Source organism: Caldimonas manganoxidans ATCC BAA-369 (genome assembly GCF_000381125.1).
GTDB classification, from domain to species: Bacteria; Pseudomonadota; Gammaproteobacteria; order Burkholderiales; family Burkholderiaceae_C; genus Caldimonas; species Caldimonas manganoxidans.
This window is the reverse complement of sequence record NZ_KB905935.1, coordinates 121,720-143,880: the sequence shown is the minus strand read 5'-3', so window position 1 is coordinate 143,880 and position 22,161 is coordinate 121,720. Positions and strand designations below refer to the sequence as shown.

Below are 22,161 nucleotides of genomic sequence, written 5' to 3'. Positions count from 1 at the left end.
TTGAACCAGTGCTGCAGCAAGTGAATGCGCAACATGCGTTCCAAGCCCACGGGAGGACGGCCATTGCCGGGCTTGGGGTAGTGCGGCTCGATCAACGCCACCAGCCGATTCCACGGCACGATCGTCTGCATCTCGGCCAAGAATGCGTCGCGCCGGGTGGGCTTGCGAAAACGCTCGAATCCCGCGGACGCATCGGCCGCCGCTGCCAAGGTCATCTGCTTCATGACCGTAATCATCGCCGCCCATCACCAGGGCGACAAGACGGACTACTGCCAGGCGCAGGACTTGATCAGAGTTTCCTTAAACTAACTGGATCGAAGCCACGAATCACGGAGCATCCATGAAGCAGATCACCGCCATCATCAAACCGTTCAAACTCGAAGAAGTGCGTGAGGCTTTGGCCGAGGTGGGCGTGACGGGGTTGACCGTCACGGAGGTCAAGGGCTTCGGGCGTCAGAAAGGTCACACCGAGCTGTATCGCGGCGCTGAATATGTGGTGGACTTTCTGCCGAAGGTGAAGATCGAGGTCGTGGTCAAAGATGAAGACGTGGACCGCTGCATCGAGGCCATCGTGAAGGCGGCCAAGACGGGCAAGATCGGCGATGGAAAGATTTTCGTGACGCCGGTGGAGCAGGTGGTTCGCATCCGCACGGGCGAGACCGACGAGGCAGCCATCTGACGGTTGGCGCGGCAAAGTTGCTGCGGCGGGGCGCGCTCATCCCCTCAAATGGGCCGATAGTCGTCAGCTGCTATGGCGTGGCGGGCCTGGTGCCTGAGGCGCTGTACCAATTCGGCCGGATCGGTTCCGACTTCCAACGCGCCGTGCTGCGCGGGGCTCAGGAATCCTTGTTCGACCGTGTGGCCAAGGAAGGCGATCAGGGGGTCGTAGTAGCCTCCGACATTGAGCAGGCCAATGGGTTTGTCGTGGTAACCCAGTTGTCGCCAAGTCCAGACTTCGAACAGTTCTTCGAAGGTGCCAATGCCTCCTGGCAGTGCGAGGAATGCGTCGGATTGCTCGGCCATGAGGCGTTTGCGCTCATGCATGGTTTGCACCACGCGCAATTCCGTCAAGCCCTGATGGCCGACTTCACGGTCCATCAAGCTCTGGGGGATGACGCCGATGACGGTGCCGCCTTCAGCCAGCGCCGCATCGGCCACGAGGCCCATCAGCCCCACCCGCCCCCCGCCGTAGATCAGCCGAGTGCCGGTGCGTGCCAAATGGCGGCCCAGCGCTCGTGCAGTGTCCGCGTAGGCGGGGTTTGCGCCGGGCCGAGAGCCACAATAGACGCACAGAGAAAAAGCAGGCGGGCTCATGGGGGGCGGGTCTTCAGAAGGTGGGGGACGTCAGGCGGGTGTAGAGCGCGGCAGTCCAGATCGCGGCACACAGCAGCAGCGACAACAGCACGGCCGCGCTGGCGAAATCTTTGGCGCGTTTGGACAGCTCGTGGATGTCGTAGGAGACGCGGTCGATGGCGGCCTCGATGCCAGAGTTGAGCAATTCGACGATAAGCACCAACACGACCGAACCAGCGAGCAAGGCGGTTTCGACCCAACCGCGGCCCAGCCAGAATGCCGTCGGTAGCATCACGATGGCCAGCCACAGTTCCTGACGGAAGGCACTTTCGCTGCGGTAGGCCGTTCGTAAGCCGTCCAGCGAGTGGACGAAGGCGTGCAGGATGCGATTCAGGCCGCTGCGGCCTTTGTATGGGTTGGTCATGCGCTCGATTGTGCCGTTGCCTGACGCCTCGCCACGGTCAGGAGCCAGTACGATGGATCGGGGGCACCAGAACGAGTCGGGTGCCGCAGAGCGCATCGTGCCAGAACTGCCGGTCGGCCCGCAGCAGGCTCGACAGCGCATAGGCCAGTGCCCAGCCGGCCAAGGCAGCAAAGACGGTCCAGCCGCTGCGGGTCCAGCCCATCAGATGGGCCAGACCGAGACCGGGTAACACCCAGATCCAGGCGCAGAAGAAGCGACTCAGTGCCCGGATCAGACCCGGAGGGCGCCCATCGGGGCCTTCGAGGCGGATGCGCCAAGTTTGCATGGGCAGGGTCTGGCCGCTTTGCGTCCAGCACCAGACGAAATACAGCGCCAAGACGGCGGCCACGAGCAAGCCCAGGCCGAGGCGACCGACGAGGGCGTGGCGCTGCCCGGTGGCCACACCATAGACGAGGCCCGTGATCATCACGATGCCAAACAGCAGCACGGTTTCGTACACGAGACAGGCCAAGCGGCGTCGCAGCGTCGGCGCGGAGGGCGACGGCGAGACGCCCGGTGATGAGATGCTGGAGGGATGTGTGCTCAAGGGATGGTCGCAGTGGTGGCTGGCGCTGCGCTGCGGCTCGGGGGCATGATGATCGCGGCGCCCTGAGGCCCTGCCAGGGGCAGCAGGGTCTTCGGATGGATGAAGCTTGGAGACGTGGTGATTTTGGGCAGGCCGGCCTGCTGGTGCCATGGCGGCATCGGTTGCTGGGTGATGGGAATGGTGGTGGCACCCGGGCGCACCTGGGCCGCGGTGGGGGCCACCGGCTGCGGCATCACCCGACTGGTGGCCGGTGCGGGCACCAGCCCGGGGGGCTCGCGCTCCGAGGTTTTGCGCCCGGGCTGAAGCAGCGAGGCCGAAGGCGATGCAGCCTTGCGCGCTTTAGCTGCCAAGGCCTGGCGCTCTTCGGCTGACAGCGATTGATAGGTTTCCCAACGGCTCAGCCGCTCGGTTGCTGGCACATCCTGCAAGGATTGAAAGTAGTTGATGCGCGCCAAGGTGCGCTGTTGGGGCGAAAGTTGCACCCATTCGAGCATGCGTTGGTGGACGCGCCGTTGCTCGTCTTCGCTCATGTGGGGAAAGCGTTCGGCAATTTCGAGCCATTTGCGCTTGCGCGATCCATCCAGGCGGTTCCATTCGCGGCGCAGGGGGGCCAGGGCCTCCTGCTGGGCAGGGGTCAGCGCGTTCCAGCGCGGGCCTCCTGTGGAACTGGTCTGGGCCTGGGCGAGTGTGGGCAGGCTGGCACTCCAGCCGCCGGCCGTCATGTACAGCAGGGCAGTCAGCGTGGCCGCGCCGAGTGAAGAGGCCAAGCGTCGCATCATTCCCTGGGGGTCTTCAGAAACTCCAGAAAGCCTGGGTCCGCATAAGCAGTCGGGGGCAAGTCGTCGGTCAGCAAGGTCGCGTCCATCTCCGCGGCCATGCGGATCTGTCGCTCCATGTGCCAATCTTCGATCAAGGCCAAGCCGACCAGCAAGGCCAGCAGGGGAAGGAGGCCGCCCAGGGCGGCGGCCCAGCGGGGTAGGCCGCCACGGTGGGGGGCGGCGCCCCCAAGCCCCAGCACGGCAGCGCCGCCGGTACTCAGGCGCACTGGGGGCGTCTCGGTCCAGGCGACACGGCGGCGTGCGAGCGCCTGTGTGCGTGCGAAGCGCAGGCGTTCGCTGACGTCTGCCGGCACATCGAGTTCGGACAGCCGGGCCGCGATGCGAAGGCCGAGGCGAGCCTCCAGGGCCTCGATCTCGGCCGTGTGAAGGGTGGTTGGGTTCATGGCACGATCCCCTTGGCCTTGAGGGCGCGGGCCAGGGCATGCACCGCGCGCGAACAATGGGTTTTGACGCTGCCTTCGGAACAGCCCATCACCGCAGCCGTTTCCGCAACGTCGAATTCTTCCCAGTAACGCATCAAAAACGCCTCCCGTTGACGCGGCGGCAGCTTCTGCACTTCGGCGTCGATGGCTTGGAGCACTTGGCTGCGCGCCAGCGCGTCGGCAGCACTTTCCGTGCCTTGCGTGTCTTGCAAGGCTTCGAGCGTATCGAGCAAGTCGGCCGTCTCGACGCCATCGTGTTCTTCCAGATCGGAAAACGATTGCATGACCGCCGTGCGGACTTTTTGGCGGCGAAACCAGTCGTTGGTGGCGTTGGACAGGATGCGCTGAAACAGCAGCGGCAACTCGGCGGCGGGGCGATCGCCGTATTTCTCGGCCAGCCGGATCATGGCGTCTTGCACGATGTCCAAGGCGGCGTCGGTGTCGCGCACGGCGTAGACCACGCGCTTGAATGCGCGTTTGTCGGCGCCCTTGAGAAAGTCGCTGAGTTCTTGTTCGGTGGCCAAGGGACAGTGCCGGATCGGACGCGCTATGGACTCGGTGGAAATTATCGCATTGCCCCGCGCCGGTGCGTGGCGGCGATGTCATAATGTTGCCCTGCACAACATTGGGTCTCGACTCGGACGCCCGACCCGGGCGCCTCGTTCATGACCGCGCAGGCTCCACACCCGCCTCACGAGGGCGTGGGAAGGGGCACCGATCGTTTTTCGTTAGAGAAATTCAGAAAGGTTCGACATATGGACATGTCTGCCGCGGAACACAAGCGCGCTGCCGCCACGCAGGGCGCGTCTTCCTCGCAATCTTCCCATCAAGAACTCAACGGTTCCGAAATCCTGGTGCGTTGTCTCCAGGCCGAAGGGGTGAAGTACATCTGGGGGTACCCAGGGGGCGCCGTCTTGTACATCTATGACGCGCTGTACAAGCAAGACACCATCCAGCACGTGTTGGTGCGCCACGAGCAAGCGGCTGTGCATGCAGCCGATGGCTATGCCCGCGCCACCGGTGAGGTGGGGGTGGCGCTGGTGACTTCGGGCCCGGGTGTCACCAATGCCGTGACTGGCATCGCCACGGCGTACATGGATTCCATTCCTATGGTGATCATCACGGGACAGGTGCCCACGCCGGCCATCGGTTTGGACGCCTTCCAAGAATGTGACACCGTGGGTATCACGCGCCCGATCGTCAAGCACAACTTCCTGGTCAAGGACGTCAAAGACCTGGCCATGACGATCAAGAAGGCCTTCCACATCGCGCGCACTGGGCGGCCGGGTCCGGTCGTGGTGGATGTGCCCAAGGACGTGTCGCTCAAGACGGCCGAGTTTCATTATCCCGAGCGCGTGGAAATGCGCTCGTACAACCCCGTGCGCAAAGGCCATGGCGGACAGATCCGCAAGGCCGTGCAACTGCTGATGCAAGCTCGGCGGCCCTACATTTACACCGGCGGCGGTGTGATCCTGGGCAATGCGTCGGCCGAGTTGCGCGAGCTCGTGGACTTGCTGGGCTATCCCTGTACCAACACCTTGATGGGTTTGGGGGCGTTTCCGGCCACCGACCCCCGGTTCCTGGGCATGTTGGGCATGCACGGGACCTATGAAGCCAACATGACCATGCAGAACTGCGACGTGCTGTTGGCCGTGGGAGCGCGCTTCGACGATCGAGTGATTGGCAATCCCAAGCATTTCGCCTCGGTGGAGCGCAAGATCATCCATGTGGACATCGATCCTTCATCGATTTCCAAGCGCGTGAAGGTCGACATCCCCATCGTGGGCGACGTCAAAGAGGTGCTGCAGGAGTTGATCGCGCACATTCGCGAGCAACAACTGCGCCCAGACGCTCAGGCGCTGGCGAGCTGGTGGGGGCAGATCAACGAGTGGCGCAAGCGTGAGTGCTTGAAGTACAAGCATTCCGAGGAAGTCATCAAGCCCCAGTTCGTCATCGAGAAGCTGTGGGAGATGACGCGCGACCGCGAGACCTACATCACTTCCGACGTGGGGCAGCATCAGATGTGGGCGGCGCAGTTCTATCGCTTCGACGAGCCCCGCCGCTGGATCAACTCTGGTGGTCTGGGCACGATGGGCGTGGGCTTGCCCTATGCGATGGGCATCAAGCTGGCCAAGCCGCAGGCCGATGTGTTTTGTATCACTGGCGAGGGCTCGATCCAGATGTGCATCCAGGAGCTCTCGACCTGTCAGCAGTACCAGACGCCGGTCAAGATCATTTCATTGAACAACCGCTATCTGGGCATGGTGCGACAGTGGCAGCAGCTCGACTACGGTGGCCGCTATTCGCACAGCTACATGGATGCGCTGCCCGACTTCGTCAAGTTGGCCGAAGCCTACGGCCATGTCGGCATGAAAATCGAGAAGCCGTCGGAAGTGGAGCCGGCGCTGCGCGAGATGATGCGCCTGAAGGACCGTACGGTCTTTTTGGATGTGCGCACCGATCCGACCGAGAACGTCTGGCCCATGGTCCAGGCGGGCAAGGGCATCACGGAGATGCTGCTGGGCTCCGAAGATCTGTGACCCTCGGCAAGGCCGACAAGGGCGCCACGTTGCCGCGTAGCGTCAGGCGCCGGCCGGACGGGGCGATCGGCTTCGGAACGACAATCACCCTCTCGAAGGACGTGGCCAAGGGCCGCCGGTTACCGCCGTCGGCCTGAAGAGCGCGAACAACGACCCATGAAACACATCATTGCAGTGCTGCTGGAGAATGAGGCTGGGGCCCTCTCCCGCGTGGTGGGCCTCTTTTCGGCCCGCGGCTACAACATTGAAAGCCTGACCGTGGCGCCGACGGAAGATCCGTCGCTGTCGCGCATGACCATCGTCACCACGGGTTCGGATGACGTGATCGAACAGATCACCAAGCACTTGAACCGGTTGATCGAAGTGGTGAAGGTGGTGGACTTGACCGAAGGCAGCTACACCGAGCGGGAGCTGATGCTCATCAAGGTGCGCGCCGTAGGCAAGGAGCGTGAGGAGATGAAACGCATGGCCGACATCTTCCGCGGCCGCATCATCGATGTCACCGAAAAGACTTACACCATTGAACTGACCGGCGATGCCGCCAAGCTCGACGCCTTCATCGAGGCCATCGAACGCACCGCCATCCTCGAGACCGTGCGCACCGGCACCAGCGGCATCGGCCGCGGTGAGCGGATCCTGCGCGTCTGATCCCCGACCCTTCCCAACCGGACAACCTGGAGAACACCATGAAGGTCTATTACGACAAGGACGCCGACCTGAGCCTGATCAAAGGCAAGAATGTCACCATCATCGGCTATGGCTCGCAAGGCCATGCTCATGCGCAGAACCTCAATGACAGCGGCGTGAAGGTGACGGTGGGGTTGCGGCGTGGCGGCGCCTCTTGGGGCAAAGCCGAGAAGGCGGGCCTGAAGGTGGCTGAGATCCCCGAGGCAGTGAAGACGGCCGATGTGGTGATGATTCTGCTGCCCGACGAGCAAATCGCCAGCGTCTACAAGAACGAGGTCGAACCCCATATCAAGCAAGGCGCCTCGCTGGCTTTCGCGCATGGATTCAACGTGCACTATGGGCAAGTGATCCCTCGCGAGGACCTGGATGTGTGGATGGTCGCCCCCAAGGCGCCGGGTCACACCGTGCGGGCTACCTACACCCAAGGCGGTGGTGTGCCCCATCTGATCGCCGTGCATGCGGACAGGAGCGGCAAGGCGCGGGATTTGGCCTTGAGCTACGCGGTGGCCAACGGCGGTGGCAAGGCCGGCATCATCGAAACCAGTTTCCGTGAGGAAACCGAGACCGACCTGTTCGGCGAGCAGGCCGTGCTGTGCGGCGGTACGGTCGAGCTGATCAAGGCGGGGTTCGAAACCTTGGTGGAAGCCGGGTATGCGCCAGAGATGGCTTATTTCGAATGCTTGCACGAGCTCAAGCTGATCGTGGATTTGATCTACGAAGGCGGTATCGGCAACATGAACTACTCGATTTCGAACAATGCCGAGTACGGCGAGTACGTCACCGGGCCGCGGGTGATCACCGAGCAGACCAAGCAGGCCATGCGTCAGTGCCTGAAAGACATTCAGACCGGCGAGTACGCCAAGAGCTTCATCCTGGAAAACAAGGCGGGCGCGCCGACGTTGCTGTCGCGCCGTCGGTTGACCGCCCAACACCCGATCGAGGTCGTGGGCGAGCAGCTTCGCGCGATGATGCCTTGGATCCGCAAGAACCGCCTGGTGGACCAGTCCAAGAACTGATGGCACGACCGTCGCGATCAGCGCCGATCGAGCCGCGAGGCCTGCCTCGCGGCTTTTTTTCTCGCCGGGCTGTTGTATCCTCGCGCCCATGAACTATCCCCATCCTTTTCTTGCGAAGGAAGGCTGGCCTTTCATCGCCATTGCTTTTTTCGTGGCGGTCTTCGCCTCCTTCTTTTTGACGGGTTTCGTGGCCATTCTGTGCTGGCTGGTGCTGGCCTTCGTGGTGCAGTTCTTCCGCGATCCACCCCGGCCGGTTCCGGCAGACGCCGGCGCGGTGCTGTCGCCGGCCGATGGCCGTATCGTGAAGGTCGAAAAGGTCCGTGACCCCTACGCCGACCGCGACGCGCTGCTCATCAGCGTGTTCATGAACGTCTTCAACGTGCATTCCAACCGCATCAGCGTCGATGGCCGGGTCGTCAAAGTGCAGTATTTCCCGGGGCTGTTCATCAATGCCAACCTGGACAAGGCGTCGTTGGAAAACGAGCGCAATGCCGTGGTGATCGAATCGGGCCCGCACACCGTGACCTTGGTTCAGGTGGCCGGATTGATTGCCCGACGCATCCTGTGCTACGTGAGGCCGGGCGATGTGGTCGAAAAGGGGCAGCGCTACGGGTTCATCCGCTTTGGCTCCCGGGTGGATGTTTACTTGCCGGTCGAGGCCACGCCCCGGGTGGCCCCGGGCGACAAAGTGGCGGCCACTTCCACCATTCTGGCCTTGCTTCCACAGCGATGAACGAAACGCCGGAATCCGTTGAGGCCTTGCACGAGGAGGCTGCGCGCCCGCGTCGCAAGGGCATTTACATCCTGCCCAATCTGTTCACGTTGGCGGCGTTGTTCGGTGGGTTCTACGCCATCGTGATGGCGATGAACGATCGCTTTGATTTGGCCGCCGTGGGCATCTTCTGTGCGATGGTGCTGGACAGTCTGGACGGGCGGGTGGCGCGCATGACCAACACCCAAAGCACGTTCGGCGAGCAGATGGACAGCCTGTCGGACATGGTGTCCTTTGGCGCCGCGCCGGCGCTCATCGTGTACGAATGGGCGCTCAAGGGGTTGGGCAAGTTGGGCTGGATCGCCGCCTTCGTCTATTGCTCTGGAGCGGCCTTGCGCCTGGCGCGCTTCAACACCAACATTTCGGTGGTCGACAAGCGCTTTTTCCAGGGGCTGCCCAGCCCGGCGGCGGCGGCGCTGGTGGTGGGCTTCATCTGGGTGATGGACGACCTGGGCTACCGGGGGGCCTCGCGCATCGACTGGCTGACCTGGGGAGCGTTCGCGCTCACGCTCTATGCCGGGTTGACCATGGTCACCAACGTGCCGTTTTACAGCTTCAAGGACGTGAGTTTTCGCCATAGCGTGCCCTTTGTGGTGGTGGTGGCCATCGCCTTGGGTTTCGCGCTGATCGCCTACCACCCGCCGGTCGTGTTGTTCGTGCTGTTCGTGGTCTATGGCTTTTCGGGCTATGCGGTCTATGGCTACCGCAAGGCCAAGGGCAAGCCGGTCAGTGTGATCGCCGTGTCCACGGACGAACCCGACGAGCAGGGGCTGCACCGCTGATCGGTGCTATATTGTTCCCATGGTTTCTGTCCTGACGATGTCTTTGCTACCCCTAGGAGTGCCGCGGGCACGCTGATCGTCTTCGTCAACGGTTTCCAGCACGTACGGCCCGCCAGCGCACCCAGCCCGCGGGCCGTTTCGTTTTCACCGCATCGTATCCCCACGGAGCCCATCATGGCCGATAAGCTGATCATCTTCGACACCACGCTGCGCGACGGGGAGCAGTCTCCCGGCGCTTCGATGACCAAGGACGAGAAGCTGCGCATCGCTCGTCAGCTCGAACGCTTGCGCGTGGACGTGATCGAGGCGGGGTTTGCGGCGGCATCCAACGGCGACTTCGAGGCGGTCAAGTCGATTGCCGACCACATCAAAGGCTCTACCGTGTGCTCGCTGGCACGGGCCAACGACCGCGACATCAGTCGCGCCGCCGAAGCCCTGAAGGGGGCGGCCTCCGCACGCATCCACACCTTCATCGCCACCAGTCCGCTGCACATGGAAAAGAAGCTGCGCATGACGCCGGAGCAGGTGTACGAGCAGGCCCGGCTGGCAGTGCGTTTCGCGCGCAATCTGTGCGGTGATGTGGAGTTTTCTCCCGAGGATGGCTATCGCTCGGACATCGATTTTCTGTGCCGTGTGCTGGAGGCCGTGATCGACGAAGGCGCCACCACCATCAACATTCCGGACACGGTGGGGTATGCGGTGCCCGAGCTGTATGGCAACTTCATCAAGACGTTGCGCGAGCGCATCCCGAATTCCGACAAGGCGGTGTGGTCGGTGCATTGCCACAACGATTTGGGCATGGCAGTGGCCAACTCGCTGGCCGGTGTGCAAATCGGCGGAGCGCGCCAGGTCGAATGCACCATCAATGGCCTGGGCGAGCGGGCTGGCAATTGCTCGCTGGAAGAAGTCGTGATGGCTGTGCGCACGCGTCGTGACTACTTCGGGCTGGAGGTGGGCATCGACACCACGCAGATCGTGCCGGCCTCGCGGCTGGTGTCGCAGATCACCGGTTTCGTGGTCCAGCCCAACAAGGCCGTGGTAGGCGCCAATGCGTTTGCGCATGCATCGGGCATCCACCAAGACGGTGTGCTCAAAGCCCGCGACACCTACGAGATCATGCGTGCGGAGGACGTGGGCTGGACCGCCAACAAGATCGTGCTGGGCAAGCTGTCGGGGCGCAACGCCTTCAAACAGCGTTTGCAGGAGCTGGGCATCGAGCTGGAATCCGAGGCCGAGATCAACGCGGCGTTTGCCAAGTTCAAGGAATTGGCGGATCGCAAGAGTGAGATCTTCGACGAGGACATCATCGCGCTGGTGGGCGATGAGAGCGTGACCAACGAACATGAGCACTACCGTTTGTTGGCGCTGTCTCAGCACTCCGAAACGGGTGAGCGCCCGCACGCCAAGGTGGTTTTCGCCGCCGGCGATCGGGAGATCCATGGCGAAAGCCATGGCAACGGCCCGGTGGATGCCAGCTTGAAGGCCATCGAAGCCCATGTGCAGAGCGGGGCGGAGATGCTGCTGTATTCGGTCAATGCCATCACGTCGGGCAGCACGGAATCGCAGGGGGAGGTGACGATCCGGCTGCAGCACGGGGGCCGGGTGGTCAATGGCGTGGGGGCCGACCCGGACATCGTGGTGGCCTCGGCCAAGGCCTATCTCGCTGCCTTGAACAAGCTGCACAGCAAGAGTGAGCGGGTGGCGGCCCAGGGTTGAGTCCGGGGGCAGGGCTCGGGAGGCCCCATGTTTTCGATGGAACTTGAGAAATATTGCGTAAGTTTTTGATCTTGCCTGCATTTTTCTGATCGCCTACACTCCCCCGCAAAGACTGCGGGAGTTGGGCAGTGATGCGGTTGGCTTGGGCGAAAACGTGGCAAGGGCTGGTGGCCGGACTGGCCCTGGTGGTAGGGGTGTGCGCGTCCGGACCGCTGCTGGCGGCACAGGAGGGGGCAAAGCGCCCGACGGCGTCGGCCAGCAAGCGCGCGGTGGTGGAATCGCAGCGCAAGAAGCCCGTGGCCCGATCGGCCAAGCGCAGCAGCCGTTCCGAGGTCCGTTCGTCGCGTCCGCGGGTGTCGGCCAGTGGGGCCGCGGTGGCGGCCAAGCGGACCGTGGTACAGCGTGTCACGGCTGCACCGACGAGCTCGCCAGTGTCGTACGGGCAGGCCTTCGGTCTGCATGCGGTCGATGATCCTCTGGATCTGAAATCCAGTGTGGCCTTGGTGCTCGACCAGGACACCGAAGAGGTGCTGTTCAGCAAGAACTCTCAGGCCGTGCTGCCGATTGCCTCGTTGACCAAGCTGATGACGGCGCTGGTGGTGATCGAAGCCGGCCAGCCACTGGACGAGATGCTGACCATCACGCGGGAGGACATCGACACCGAAAAGGGCAGCCGTTCCCGTTTGGCGGTGGGGACCCGCCTGAGCCGCGAAGAAATGCTGCATCTGGCGCTGATGTCGTCGGAGAACCGGGCGGCTCACGCCTTGGGACGGCATTACCCGGGCGGTTTGGGACCGTTCGTGGCGGCGATGAACCGGAAGGCCCAGGAACTGGGCATGCATGACACGCGCTTCGTCGAGCCGACGGGCCTGTCCAGTCGCAACCAATCCAGTGCTCGCGATTTGGCCGTCTTGGTGAAGGCGACCTATGAGGTGCCCTTGATCCGGGAGTTGTCGACCTCGCCGGAGTATCAGGTGGTGGTCGGCAATCGGCAGCTCAAATATCGCAACACCAATGGCTTGGTCTTCAATCCGACGTGGGACATCGGGCTGCAAAAGACGGGCTACATCGCCGAGGCCGGTCGTTGCCTGGTGATGCAGGCTGAGCTGGCCGGCCGCAAGCTGATCATGGTCTTTCTCGACTCGGCCGGGCGTTTCTCCCGACTGGGCGATGCCGAGCGGGTGCGTCGCTGGCTGTTGGAGCGTGGACTGGGGGCTGCCGGGGCGGGAGGCGGCCACGGCAGTCCGCGGGTGACGTCTTGAGCATCGACCGGCGCGGCACGGTGGCGGCCGATCGTCGGCTTCAGCCGCGGTAGCCCAAAGCCGCAGAAATCTGCGCCGCCGTGGACTGTAGGCGCTCGAGCCAGGACTCTTCGAGGCGATCGGCCGGGGCGGAGATCGACAGGCCGGCCACCAGTTTGCCCTGGTCGTCGCGTATGCCGGCCGCCATGCAACGCACCCCCAGCTCGAGTTCCTCGTTGTCGCGCGCATAGCCCAACTGGCGCACCCGGGCCAATTCGCGTTCGAGTGTGGCCAAGTCGGTGATGCTGTTGCGGGTGTGGCCCGCCAACCCGGTGCGGGTCGCATAGGCGCGCACGCGCTGGGGGTCGTCCTGGGCCAAAAAGAGCTTGCCGACCGAGGTCAGGTGCAGCGGGGCGCGGCCCCCCACGGCGCGCACCACTTGCATGCCGGAGCGTTCGCTGTAGGTGCGTTCGATGTAGACGATCTCGTCTCCCTGGCGGACTGACAGATTGACCGGTTGATGCGTGAGCTTGTGCAGCTCGCGCATCGGCCCCAGGGCGGCGTCACGCACGTCCAGGCGGGCCTTGACGAGATTGCCCAGTTCCAAGAGCCGCATGCCCAGCCGGTAGCTGCCGGCTTCGGGCCGATCGACGAAACGCCCGGTGGCCAGGTCGTTCAGGATGCGGTGGGCGGTGGACGGGTGCAGGCCGGTTTGGGCGCTGATTTCTTTGAGTGAGACTGGATCCTGGTGGGCGGCCAGCACGTCCAGCAAGGCGAACATGCGCTCCAGGACCTGGATGGTAGGGGAGTGGCCGTCGGACTTTCTCATGCCGTGATTGTCACCTGAAATGATGCGTTTTTGCATGGCGAAATCACCGGAGGCTGGCTGCCGCAAGCCGGGCGGCGGCCACGCCGGCGCGTACGGCGCCTTCCAAGGTGGCGGGGTAGGGGCCGTTGACGTGGTCACCGGCGGCCCACAGGCCTGGCGCAATGGTGGCCGATGGGCGTTGCAGCCCGGGCTCGCACAGGAATGTCGCTCGTTTTTCGACGATGCTGCGGATCACTCGCAAGGGGGGGCGCAGGTAACGCGACAATTCGCGATGGGCTTGCTCGCAAACGGCCTGTGCGGTGGCCTCCAAACCCCGGCTGACCCATGGGCTCGCCGCACTGATCACGAAGGCGAGCAAGCCGGTGGGGCCGTTGAGCTGGCCGCGGTCGAACACGTACTGGGCCGGCGCGGCGTCATGGCTGCGCAGGGCCAGCATCGGCTGCGGGAGTCGGGCACCGTCGGCATGGGCGTAGACGGTCACGATGGGTTCGAAGCTCAGGCTTTCGGCTTGCTCGGCCCAAGCTGGGGCATGGGGTCGGCACAGGCGGGCTGCCTCGCCGGGCGGGCACGCAAGGATCACTGCGTCGTAAGCTTCGCCATCGACCCGCCAGCCATGGGGCGCGTGGCGCTGCAGTGCGGTCACGCGGTGATGGCGCCGCACCCGCGCGCCAGCGCGTTCCAGCCAGCGGGCGGCGGGGTCGGGAAACAGGGCGCTGAGGTGGGTGCGTGGCAGGAGCAGGTCGCTGCTGCCAGGCCCGGATCCGAGGGTGTCGCGCAGCACGCGCAAGAAAACGGCCGCACTGGCACGGTGTGCCGGTGTGTTCAAGGCGGCCGCGCACAAGGGGTCGATGAGCTCGTCGCGCACTCGCACGGGCAGGTTGGCACACAACTGAGCCACGGTGAGCTCAGGGGCGCAGCGGAAGCGGCGCAGCGTCCACAGGGTGGCCTGGCGCAGCAAAGCCAGGCGTTCACCGCGGGTCCATCCCCGCTGGGCGGCAATGGCCTTCAGCAGCGCTGGCACGGCTCGGCCCGCACCCAGCCGCAAGCCGCTGCCATCGGCATGAATCAGCTGCAATGGCGTGCGTAGCAAGTCCAGCGTCGTGCGCACGCCCACCTGCCGCATCAGCCGTAGACATTCGGTGTAGGCGCCCATCAGGATGTGTTGTCCGTTGTCCAAGGCCAGCCCTTCGATGTCCACCCGTCGGGCACGTCCTCCCAGGTGAGAGGCCATTTCGTACAGGGTGACATCGAAACCCTCGTCCACGGCCTGCACGGCCGCTGCGCAGCCGGCCCAGCCGGCGCCGATCACCGCCAGTCGCTGGCTCATGCTCAGCGCTCCCGCCAGTGAGTCCGCCACGCGATCCACAGCTTGCGCAGCGGGGTCAGCGCGATGCGTTGGTGCAGCACCTGGAAGCCGGTGGATTCCACTTCGCGCAAGAGAGTGCGATAGATGTTGGCCATCATCAGGCCAGGCTTCTGCGAGGCTCGGTCGGCTGCGGGCAGCAGGGCCAGGGCCTCGTCGTAGCAGCGGTGGGCTCGCTCGGCCTGAAATCGCATCAAGGCGGTGAATCGATCGCTGTAGACGCGGTTCAGGATCTCGTGGGCTTTCACGTCGAATTGCTGGAGCTCGTTGACCGGCAGGTAGATGCGGCCGCGGCGTGCGTCGTCTCCCACGTCACGGATGATGTTGGTCAGCTGCAAAGCCAGGCCGAGGCGGTGCGCATAGTCGATGGTGCGGGCTTCGGTGCGACCGAAGATGCTGCTGGCGACCTCGCCGACCACCCCGGCCACGAGATGGCAGTAGCGTTGCAGCCCGGCATAGTCGAGGTAGCGGGTTTGATCGAGGTCCATCTGACATCCCTCGATGACGGCCAGCAGCTGGTCGGCTCGAATCCCGTAGGTCGCAACGTGGGGCATCAAGGCTTGCATGACTGGATGGCTCGGACGCCCGGCAAAGGATGCGGCCACCTCGCGACGCCACCAGCCCAGTTTGGCCTGCGCGACACCCGGGTCGCTGACTTCGTCGACCACGTCATCGACCTCTCGGCAAAAGGCATAAAACGCGGTGATGGCTGCGCGGCGGGGCGGCGGCAGGAAAAGAAAGGCGTAGTAGAAGCTCGACCCGCTGGCGGCGGCTTTGTCCTGAACGTATTGCTGTGGCGTCATGGGGCGGTCAGACGAGGCATCCGCAGCGCACGCCACAGCAGGATCGGGGCATCGAGGCGGTGCAACACGGGACGGCAGTGGAGGGTGGCGTAGTCGAGGCGGTGAATTTTCTCAAGGATGCGCAGTCCTCCTTGTATGACCAGGCGCAGTTCCCAGCCGAATCGTCCTCGCACACGTTGCGCCAGCGGAGCGCCTTCGTCCATCAGGCGGCGCGCCCATTCGACCATGTCGCGCACCAGGGGCTGGGTGCCCGGCGTTTCGTGCCGTGCCAGCAGCGAGGCTGGTGGCACACGGTGGCGGGCGCAGTCCTCCAGAGGGATGTACAGCCGGCCGCGCTGGGCGTCCTCTCCGAGGTCTTGCCAGAAGTTGATCAGCTGCAAAGCCGTGCAAATGTTGTCGGACTGCCGCAGCGACACTTCGTCATCGATGTTCAGCAGATGCAGCATCAGCCGCCCGATCGGGTTGGCCGAACGCCGGCAATAGTCCAGCAGGTCTTGCCGGTCCACGTAGCGGTGCTTGACGACATCTTGCTCGAAGGCGCTGAGCAGGTCTTCCAGCAAGTGCACTGGCCAGCGATGGCGCGCCAGGGCTTGCCTCAGGGGGATGAAAATGTGGGGCCAACGCTGCGACACTGGCTGGCCGGCCACCGTGGCCGCCAGGTCGCGCCGGTAGGCCGCCAAGTCGGACAAGCGTTGCGCCGGACTGCGGCGGCCTTCGTCGGCCAAGTCGTCCGCCGTGCGGGCGTACCAGTAAAGGGCAGCGACGGCCGGGCGCAGTGCCGCAGGGCACAGCCAGGACGCCACGGGAAAGTTTTCATAGTGCTTCACACTCACGGGGGCGATTGTCCATGCGTTTTGCGGGCGGAGCCTCCGAAGCTTCGGCCTTGACAGGGGGGCGGACGAAATTTAGAGTACTGACCAGTCAGTCAGTAATTTTCGGGCATTTGCCATCCTCGGGATTCCACTGGGCTCTCTCGCGCAGGGCTGGTGCGCAGCCTCGGGGGTGAGCAAGCGGTATGGACGTTTTTTCGCTCAAGGTCTTGTGATGCCTCAGCCTACGCTTGTTTCTGCCGTCATCCTTGCGCTGGTTTCGCTGGTGCTGACGGGCTGTACCCGCACGCCGCCGCCGCAAGAACCGGTGCGCGCGGTGCGGACCCTGACCCTGGCTGCTTCGTCGGCACGGCAGCAGCAGGAGTACGCGGCGGAGGTGCGGGCGCGCACGGAGTCTCGGCTGGGCTTTCGTGTGCCGGGCAAGATGGTGCAGCGTCACGTGAATCTTGGCGACAAGGTGCGTGCTGGGCAGGTATTGGCCGTGCTGGATGCCCGGGATCTGCGTTTGGGCGAGCAGGCCGCGCGCGCCGCCGTGTCGGCGGCCCAGGCGAACCTGGAGCAGGCCGAGGCCGACTTCCGGCGCTTCAGCGAACTGCGGGCCCAGGGTTTCATCAGTTCGGCCGAACTGGAGCGCCGTGAGACGGCCCTCAAGGCGGCACGGGCTCAATGGGCCCAAGCGCAGGCGCAGGCCAATGTGCAGGGCAATCAAGCGGCCTACGCGAATTTGGTGGCCGATGTCTCGGGGGTGGTCACCGCGATCGAGGCCGAGCCCGGCATGGTCTTGGGTGCGGGCATGGCAGTACTTCGTTTGGCGCATGACGGGCCGCGCGATGCCGTGTTCGCAGTCCCCGAGGATCAACTCGAAGCCGTGCGCGCGCTGGCCGCTGCCGGCGTGCCGGTGCAGGTGCGCCTGTGGGGGCAGGAAGGGCGCTCCATCGAGGCGCGCATCCGCGAGGTGGCCGCTGCAGCGGACCCCATCACGCGCACCTACACGGTCAAGGCCGACCTGGGGTTGACGGACGTGCCCTTGGGGCGCACCGCCACGGTGGTGATCCAGCAGCCGGCACAGGCCGGTGTGGCCAAGCTGCCCTTGTCGGCGTTGCGCGAGCATCAGGGCCGCACCCATGTCTGGGTGGTCGACCCAGACACCATGGCGGTGAACTTGCATCCCGTGGAGCTGGCAGGCAGCGACGGCAATGAGGTGGTGGTGCGCAGCGGGCTGAAGCCGGGCCAGACGATCGTCACCGCAGGCGTGCATGTGCTGACCCCTGGACAGCGTGTGCGGATCTATCGTGAGGGCACGACGCCGGCGGCGCCGGCCTCAGCTCCCGGCGCATTGGAGACCGCCTCGCGCAGTGCTCCCTGAGTCCGCATCGCCCCCTGACTCTAGAGGACGAGGTCATTCGTGAGATCACATCCCTTGCCGGCCTCGGAAGAGCGCCGCTTCAACATCTCTCGCTGGGCGCTCGAACATTCGGCGCTCACACGCTATTTGCTCGTCGTCCTGATGGTGCTGGGCTTTGCAGCCTACTTCCAGCTCGGTCAGGACGAGGATCCGCCGTTTGCCTTCCGGGCCATGGTGGTGCGGGCCTATTGGCCCGGCGCCACGGCACAGCAGATCGCCGACCAGGTCACGGACAAGATCGAGCGCACGCTGCAGGAGGTGCCCTATGCGGACATCATCCGCAGTTACTCCAAGCCGGGAGAGACGCTGATCATCTTCCAGGTGGCCGACTCCTCGCCGCCCGAGGAGCTCCAGCAGATCTGGTACCAGACGCGCAAGAAAGTCAACGACATGCGCGGCAGCTTGCCGCAGGGGGTGATCGGGCCGTTCTTCAATGACGAGTTCGGCGATGTGTATGGGGCGATCTATGCCCTATCCGCCGATGGCTTCAGCCCGCGCGAGCTGAAGGAGTATGCCGACCGAGTGCGTCAGCGGCTGCTGCGCGTACCGGACGTGGCCAAAGTCGAAATCTTTGGCGCGCAGGACGAGAAGATCTATATCGAAGTCTCACAGGCGCGCTTGGCGCAGCTGGGGCTGGACTTCAATCAAGTGATCGCCCAGCTGGGCCAGCAAAACGCGATCGTGTCTGCGGGGGTCGTGACGCTGCCGACCGATCAGGTGCAGTTGCGCGTCAGCGGCCCCTTCAATTCGGAGGAGGAGCTGCGGGCCTTCCCCATCCGTGCGGGGGGCAACACCCTGCGGCTGGGGGACATTGCCGAGGTGCGACGAGGCTATGTCGATCCGCCGCAAGTCAAAGTGCGCCACCAAGGCCAGGAAGTGTTGGCTTTGGGGGTGTCGATGACCAAGGGGGGCGACATCATCCGCTTGGGCCGTGACCTGGAAAAGGTCGTCAGCCAGATCCGCTCCGAGCTGCCCGTGGGCATCGAGATGACGCAGTTCCAGGATCAGTCCTCCGTGGTCTCGCGCTCGGTCAACGAGTTCGTCAAAGTATTGATCGAGGCCGTGGTGGTCGTGTTGGCCGTCAGTTTCGTCAGCTTGGGGCTGCACGTGCGGCCGCTGCGGCTGGATTGGCGTCCGGGCATGGTGGTGGCCATCACCATCCCACTGGTCTTGGCGATCACCTTCGTCACCATGTACTTTTGGGGCGTCGGTCTGCACAAGATTTCGCTGGGCTCGCTGATCATTGCACTGGGCTTGCTGGTCGATGACGCGATCATCGCCGTCGAGATGATGGTGCGCAAACTTGAGGAGGGCTACGACAAGCTGCGAGCCGCCACGGCGGCCTATGAGATCACCGCCATGCCCATGCTCACCGGCACCCTGATCACCGCGGTGGGCTTCTTGCCCATTGGCCTGGCCAAATCGGCCGTGGGCGAATACACCTTTGCGATTTTTGCGGTCACGGCGGCCGCCCTGGTGATCTCGTGGGTCGTTTCGGTCTACTTCGTGCCTTACCTCGGCACGGTGTTGCTCAAGGTGCGCGCGCATGCCGACCAAGGGCCGCACGAGGTGTTCGACACACCGTTCTACAACCGTTTTCGGCGATGGGTGGGGTGGTGCGTGCGCCATCGGTGGATCACCATCGGCTTGACCGTGCTGTCATTGGTGTTGGGGCTGCTGGGCATGGGGCGTGTGCAACAGCAGTTCTTCCCTGATTCCAACCGGCTGGAAGTGCTGGTGGACCTGTGGTTGCCCGAAGGGGCATCCTTCCAGGCCACCGAGGAGGTGGCGCGTCGTGTCGAGGCGCGGCTGATGAAAGAGGAGGGGGTGGCCACGGTGAGCACCTGGGTGGGCAGTGGCGTGCCGCGTTTCGCGCTCGTGCTCGACCAGATCTTTCCGCAGTCCAACGTCAGCCAGATGATCGTGATGCCCAAGGATCTTCCGGCCCGCGAGGCACTGCGACGCCGGCTGCCGGCCTTGCTGGCCGAGGAGTTCCCCGAGGTGCGAGGCCGGGTGAAATTGCTGCCCAACGGTCCGCCGGTGCCTTACCCGGTGCAGTTTCGGGTGATGGGCACCGATCCGGCCGAGGTGCGGCGCATCGCAGACGAGGTCAAGGCCGTGATGCGGGCCAACCCCAACCTGCGCGGCGTCAACGACAACTGGAACGAGTCGATCAAGGTGTTGCGCCTGGACATCGACCAGACGCGCGCCCGCGCCTTGGGAGTGACCAGTCAGGCCATTGCGCAGGCGCTGCGCACGGCGCAAACCGGCAATACCATCGGGCAGTACCGAGACGGTGACAAGCTGATCGACATCGTGCTGCGGACACCGGCGCACGAACGCGCCGCGCTGACCGACTTGTACAACGCCTATGTGCCCACGGCCAGCGGCCGTAGCATTCCGCTCACTCAGGTGGCCCGCGCGGAATTCGTCTGGGAGCCCGGTGTGCTCTGGCGCGAGGGCCGCGACTATGCCGTGACCGTGCAGGGCGATGTCGTGGAAGGATTGCAGCCGGCCACCGTGAGCTTCCAAATCGATCCGCAGCTCGACGCGATCCGCGCCAGGCTGCCGGCAGGCTATCGCATCGAGATGGCCGGCACCGTGGCCGAAAGCAACAAAGGCACGGGCTCGATCGCTGCGGGCGTGCCGGTCATGCTTTTCATCACGTTCACCTTGCTGATGCTGCAGTTGCACAGCTTCAGTCGTGCAGCCTTGGTTTTCCTGACCGCACCCTTGGGCATTGCCGGCGTGGCTGCTGCCTTGCTGATCCTGAACCGTCCGTTTGGCTTTGTGGCCTTGCTGGGGGTGATTGCGCTGATGGGAATGATCATGCGCAACTCGGTCATTCTCATCGATCAGATCGAACAAGATCGCGCGCGCGGCGTGCCCGACTGGCAGGCGGTGGTCGAGGCCGCCGTGCGTCGGCTGCGGCCCATCTTGCTGACGGCCGCGGCGGCCGTGTTGGCGATGATCCCGCTGTCCAGAAGCATCTTCTGGGGCCCCATGGCCGTGGCCATCATGGGGGGACTGATCGTGGCCACGGTCCTGACCCTGCTGGCGTTGCCGGCGATGTATGCCGCCTGGTTCCGGGTGAAAGAGCCCCACGGTTCGACGCCGGGTTAAAATTTGCGGTTTCCTGGAACACCCATAGGAACACCTAAAGGGGAGCAGGCCGCTCCCCTTTCGATTTGCGCGGGTGGCGAAATTGGTAGACGCACCAGGTTTAGGTCCTGACGCCAGCGATGGTGTGGGGGTTCGAGTCCCCCCCCGCGCACCACATTCAAACGAGAGAGATCACCATGGCCGTGACTGTTGAAACCCTCGACAAATTGGAACGCAAGATCACGCTGACGCTGTCGGCCGAGGTCATCAAGAACGAGGTCGAATCCCGCCTCAAGCGCCTGGCCCGCACCGTCAAGGCCGACGGTTTCCGTCCCGGCAAAGTGCCTCTGAGCATCGTCGCCCAGCGATATGGTTCTGCGGTGCAATACGAGGTGATGAACGACAAAGTCGGCGAAGCCTTCGCCAAGGCCGCCAATGAGGCTCAGCTGCGGGTGGCCGGCGTGCCGCGCATCACCGAGAAAGAGGGCGCCCCCGAGGGGCAGCTGACCTTCGATGCGACTTTTGAGGTCTATCCGGAAGTCAAAATCGGCGACCTGTCGGGCACCGAAGTCGAACGTGTGTCCTCCGAAGTGACCGATGCGGCCATCGACAAGACGTTGGAGATCCTGCGCAAGCAGCGCCGCACGTTCCACCAACGCCCGGCTGCGGAGCCGGCTGCCGATGGTGACCGCGTGACCATCGATTTTGAAGGCAAGATTGACGGGGTGCCGTTCGAGGGCGGCAAAGCCGAGGGATTCCAGTTCTTGCTGGGCGAGGGCCGCATGCTCGAAGCCTTCGAGAAGGCTGTGCGCGGCATGAAGGCCGGTGAGTCCAAAACCTTCCCGCTGAAGTTTCCGGATGACTATCACGGCAAGGACGTTGCCGGCAAGGAGGCCGACTTTCTCGTCACCCTGAAGAAGGTCGAGGCCCAGCAGTTGCCTGAGGTGAACGAGGACTTTGCTCGCTCGTTGGGCATTGCCGATGGTTCGGTCGAAGCCTTGCGGGCCGACATCCGCAAGAATCTCGAGCGTGAGGTGAAGTTCCGTGTGTTGGCCCGCAACAAGAGCGCCGTGATGGATGCCTTGCTCAAGGTGGCTGAACTCGACGTGCCCAAGGCCTTGGTGCAAAGCGAGGTCGAGCGCATGACCGAGGCAGCCCGTGCGGACCTGAAAGCCCGTGGGGTCAAGGATGCCGACAAGGCGCCGATTCCGGCCGAGATGTTCCGCCCACAGGCCGAGCGTCGGGTGCGCCTGGGTCTGGTGGTGGCCGAACTGGTCAAAGCGCATGACCTCAAGGCCCAACCCGAGCAGATCAAGGCCCACATCGAAGAGCTGGCCCAGAGCTACGAGAAGCCAGAGGAGGTCGTGCGGTGGTACTACAGCGACATGCAGCGTCTGGCGGAGGTCGAGGCGGTGGTGCTCGAAAACAACGTCACGGACTTCGTGCTGTCGCGCGCCAAGGTGGTGGACAAGACCCTGCCCTTCGATGAACTCATGGGGGCCTGATCCCGC

General features: G+C 64.2%; 22 protein-coding genes and 1 tRNA gene. 12 read left to right on the top strand and 11 right to left on the bottom strand.

Annotated elements, in window-relative coordinates:
• A partial coding sequence (locus F615_RS0106285; RefSeq protein ID WP_019559309.1) for a transposase occupies positions 1-224 on the bottom strand: 224 nt, incomplete at its 3' end.
• Between the two features lie 116 nt (positions 225-340).
• On the opposite strand from F615_RS0106285, the gene glnK reads away from it, so the two are divergent.
• The gene (gene glnK / locus F615_RS0106275; protein ID WP_019560323.1) at positions 341-679 is read left to right on the top strand and encodes a P-II family nitrogen regulator; all 339 of its coding nucleotides are present in this window, start codon (positions 341-343) and stop codon (positions 677-679) included.
• Between the two features lie 44 nt (positions 680-723).
• Here the strand turns inward: glnK and F615_RS0106270 are convergent, their stop codons facing one another.
• The 6 genes from F615_RS0106270 to F615_RS0106245 are packed head-to-tail and all read right to left on the bottom strand — an operon-like array spanning position 724 to position 4,088.
• The gene (locus F615_RS0106270) at positions 724-1,314 is read right to left on the bottom strand and encodes an LOG family protein (RefSeq protein WP_026330081.1); all 591 of its coding nucleotides are present in this window, start codon (positions 1,312-1,314) and stop codon (positions 724-726) included.
• Between the two features lie 13 nt (positions 1,315-1,327).
• Complete coding sequence (locus F615_RS0106265) at positions 1,328-1,717, bottom strand: diacylglycerol kinase (protein WP_019560321.1); 390 nt, start codon at positions 1,715-1,717, stop codon at positions 1,328-1,330.
• A gap of 37 nt (positions 1,718-1,754) precedes the next feature.
• Positions 1,755-2,303, bottom strand: coding sequence for an RDD family protein (locus F615_RS0106260; protein WP_245558336.1), 549 nt, complete (start codon positions 2,301-2,303; stop codon positions 1,755-1,757).
• On the bottom strand, positions 2,300-3,070 hold the full coding sequence (locus F615_RS20395; RefSeq protein ID WP_198150885.1) for a DUF3106 domain-containing protein: 771 nt from the start codon (positions 3,068-3,070) through the stop codon (positions 2,300-2,302). Before F615_RS20395 ends, F615_RS0106260 begins: the two co-directional genes overlap by 4 nt.
• A gap of 8 nt (positions 3,071-3,078) precedes the next feature.
• Positions 3,079-3,525 (bottom strand): DUF3619 family protein, encoded by a 447-nt coding sequence (locus F615_RS0106250; RefSeq protein WP_019560318.1) that lies wholly within the window; start codon positions 3,523-3,525, stop codon positions 3,079-3,081.
• Positions 3,522-4,088 carry an RNA polymerase sigma factor gene (locus tag F615_RS0106245; RefSeq protein WP_019560317.1) on the bottom strand — a complete coding sequence of 189 codons (567 nt, stop codon included), beginning with the start codon at positions 4,086-4,088 and terminating at the stop codon, positions 3,522-3,524. Before F615_RS0106245 ends, F615_RS0106250 begins: the two co-directional genes overlap by 4 nt.
• Positions 4,089-4,319: 231 nt before the next feature.
• On the opposite strand from F615_RS0106245, the gene F615_RS0106240 reads away from it, so the two are divergent.
• The 7 genes from F615_RS0106240 (at position 4,320) to pbpG (ending at position 12,339) form a co-directional block, all read left to right on the top strand.
• Positions 4,320-6,104: an acetolactate synthase 3 catalytic subunit gene (locus tag F615_RS0106240; RefSeq protein ID WP_019560316.1), complete on the top strand. Its 1,785-nt coding sequence runs from the start codon at positions 4,320-4,322 to the stop codon at positions 6,102-6,104.
• Between the two features lie 156 nt (positions 6,105-6,260).
• A complete protein-coding gene (gene ilvN / locus F615_RS0106235) occupies positions 6,261-6,752 on the top strand; it encodes an acetolactate synthase small subunit (RefSeq protein ID WP_019560315.1) in 492 nt (163 codons plus the stop codon).
• A gap of 38 nt (positions 6,753-6,790) precedes the next feature.
• Positions 6,791-7,807, top strand: a complete 1,017-nt coding sequence (gene ilvC, locus F615_RS0106230; protein WP_019560314.1) for a ketol-acid reductoisomerase — start codon at positions 6,791-6,793, stop codon at positions 7,805-7,807.
• A gap of 88 nt (positions 7,808-7,895) precedes the next feature.
• Entirely contained in the window at positions 7,896-8,540 is a 645-nt protein-coding gene (locus F615_RS0106225; protein ID WP_019560313.1) for a phosphatidylserine decarboxylase, read from the top strand.
• Positions 8,537-9,361 carry a CDP-diacylglycerol--serine O-phosphatidyltransferase gene (pssA, locus tag F615_RS0106220; RefSeq protein WP_019560312.1) on the top strand — a complete coding sequence of 275 codons (825 nt, stop codon included), beginning with the start codon at positions 8,537-8,539 and terminating at the stop codon, positions 9,359-9,361. Before F615_RS0106225 ends, pssA begins: the two co-directional genes overlap by 4 nt.
• A 174-nt stretch (positions 9,362-9,535) precedes the next feature.
• Complete coding sequence (locus tag F615_RS0106215) at positions 9,536-11,077, top strand: 2-isopropylmalate synthase (RefSeq protein ID WP_019560311.1); 1,542 nt, start codon at positions 9,536-9,538, stop codon at positions 11,075-11,077.
• Between the two features lie 131 nt (positions 11,078-11,208).
• Entirely contained in the window at positions 11,209-12,339 is a 1,131-nt protein-coding gene (pbpG, locus tag F615_RS0106210; protein ID WP_019560310.1) for a D-alanyl-D-alanine endopeptidase, read from the top strand.
• 40 nt (positions 12,340-12,379) lie between these two features.
• On the opposite strand, the gene F615_RS0106205 is transcribed toward pbpG, so the two are convergent.
• The 4 genes from F615_RS0106205 to hpnC are packed head-to-tail and all read right to left on the bottom strand — an operon-like array spanning position 12,380 to position 16,146.
• Positions 12,380-13,147, bottom strand: coding sequence for an IclR family transcriptional regulator (locus F615_RS0106205; RefSeq protein WP_026330079.1), 768 nt, complete (start codon positions 13,145-13,147; stop codon positions 12,380-12,382).
• 43 nt (positions 13,148-13,190) lie between these two features.
• On the bottom strand, positions 13,191-14,474 hold the full coding sequence (gene hpnE, locus F615_RS0106200; RefSeq protein WP_033371017.1) for a hydroxysqualene dehydroxylase HpnE: 1,284 nt from the start codon (positions 14,472-14,474) through the stop codon (positions 13,191-13,193).
• Between the two features lie 2 nt (positions 14,475-14,476).
• The gene (gene hpnD / locus F615_RS0106195) at positions 14,477-15,313 is read right to left on the bottom strand and encodes a presqualene diphosphate synthase HpnD (RefSeq protein WP_019560307.1); all 837 of its coding nucleotides are present in this window, start codon (positions 15,311-15,313) and stop codon (positions 14,477-14,479) included.
• On the bottom strand, positions 15,310-16,146 hold the full coding sequence (hpnC, locus tag F615_RS0106190; protein ID WP_019560306.1) for a squalene synthase HpnC: 837 nt from the start codon (positions 16,144-16,146) through the stop codon (positions 15,310-15,312). Before hpnC ends, hpnD begins: the two co-directional genes overlap by 4 nt.
• A gap of 211 nt (positions 16,147-16,357) precedes the next feature.
• Between hpnC and F615_RS0106185 the strand changes: the two genes are divergently transcribed.
• The 4 genes from F615_RS0106185 (at position 16,358) to tig (ending at position 22,155) form a co-directional block, all read left to right on the top strand.
• A complete protein-coding gene (locus F615_RS0106185; RefSeq protein WP_026330078.1) occupies positions 16,358-17,509 on the top strand; it encodes an efflux RND transporter periplasmic adaptor subunit in 1,152 nt (383 codons plus the stop codon).
• Positions 17,510-17,548: 39 nt separating this feature from the next.
• Positions 17,549-20,671, top strand: coding sequence for an efflux RND transporter permease subunit (locus F615_RS0106180; RefSeq protein WP_245558335.1), 3,123 nt, complete (start codon positions 17,549-17,551; stop codon positions 20,669-20,671).
• Positions 20,672-20,738: 67 nt separating this feature from the next.
• Positions 20,739-20,825: transfer RNA gene (locus F615_RS0106175), tRNA-Leu, on the top strand.
• Positions 20,826-20,847: 22 nt separating this feature from the next.
• Complete coding sequence (gene tig, locus F615_RS0106170) at positions 20,848-22,155, top strand: trigger factor (RefSeq protein WP_019560303.1); 1,308 nt, start codon at positions 20,848-20,850, stop codon at positions 22,153-22,155.
• Positions 22,156-22,161 lie beyond the last annotated feature (6 nt).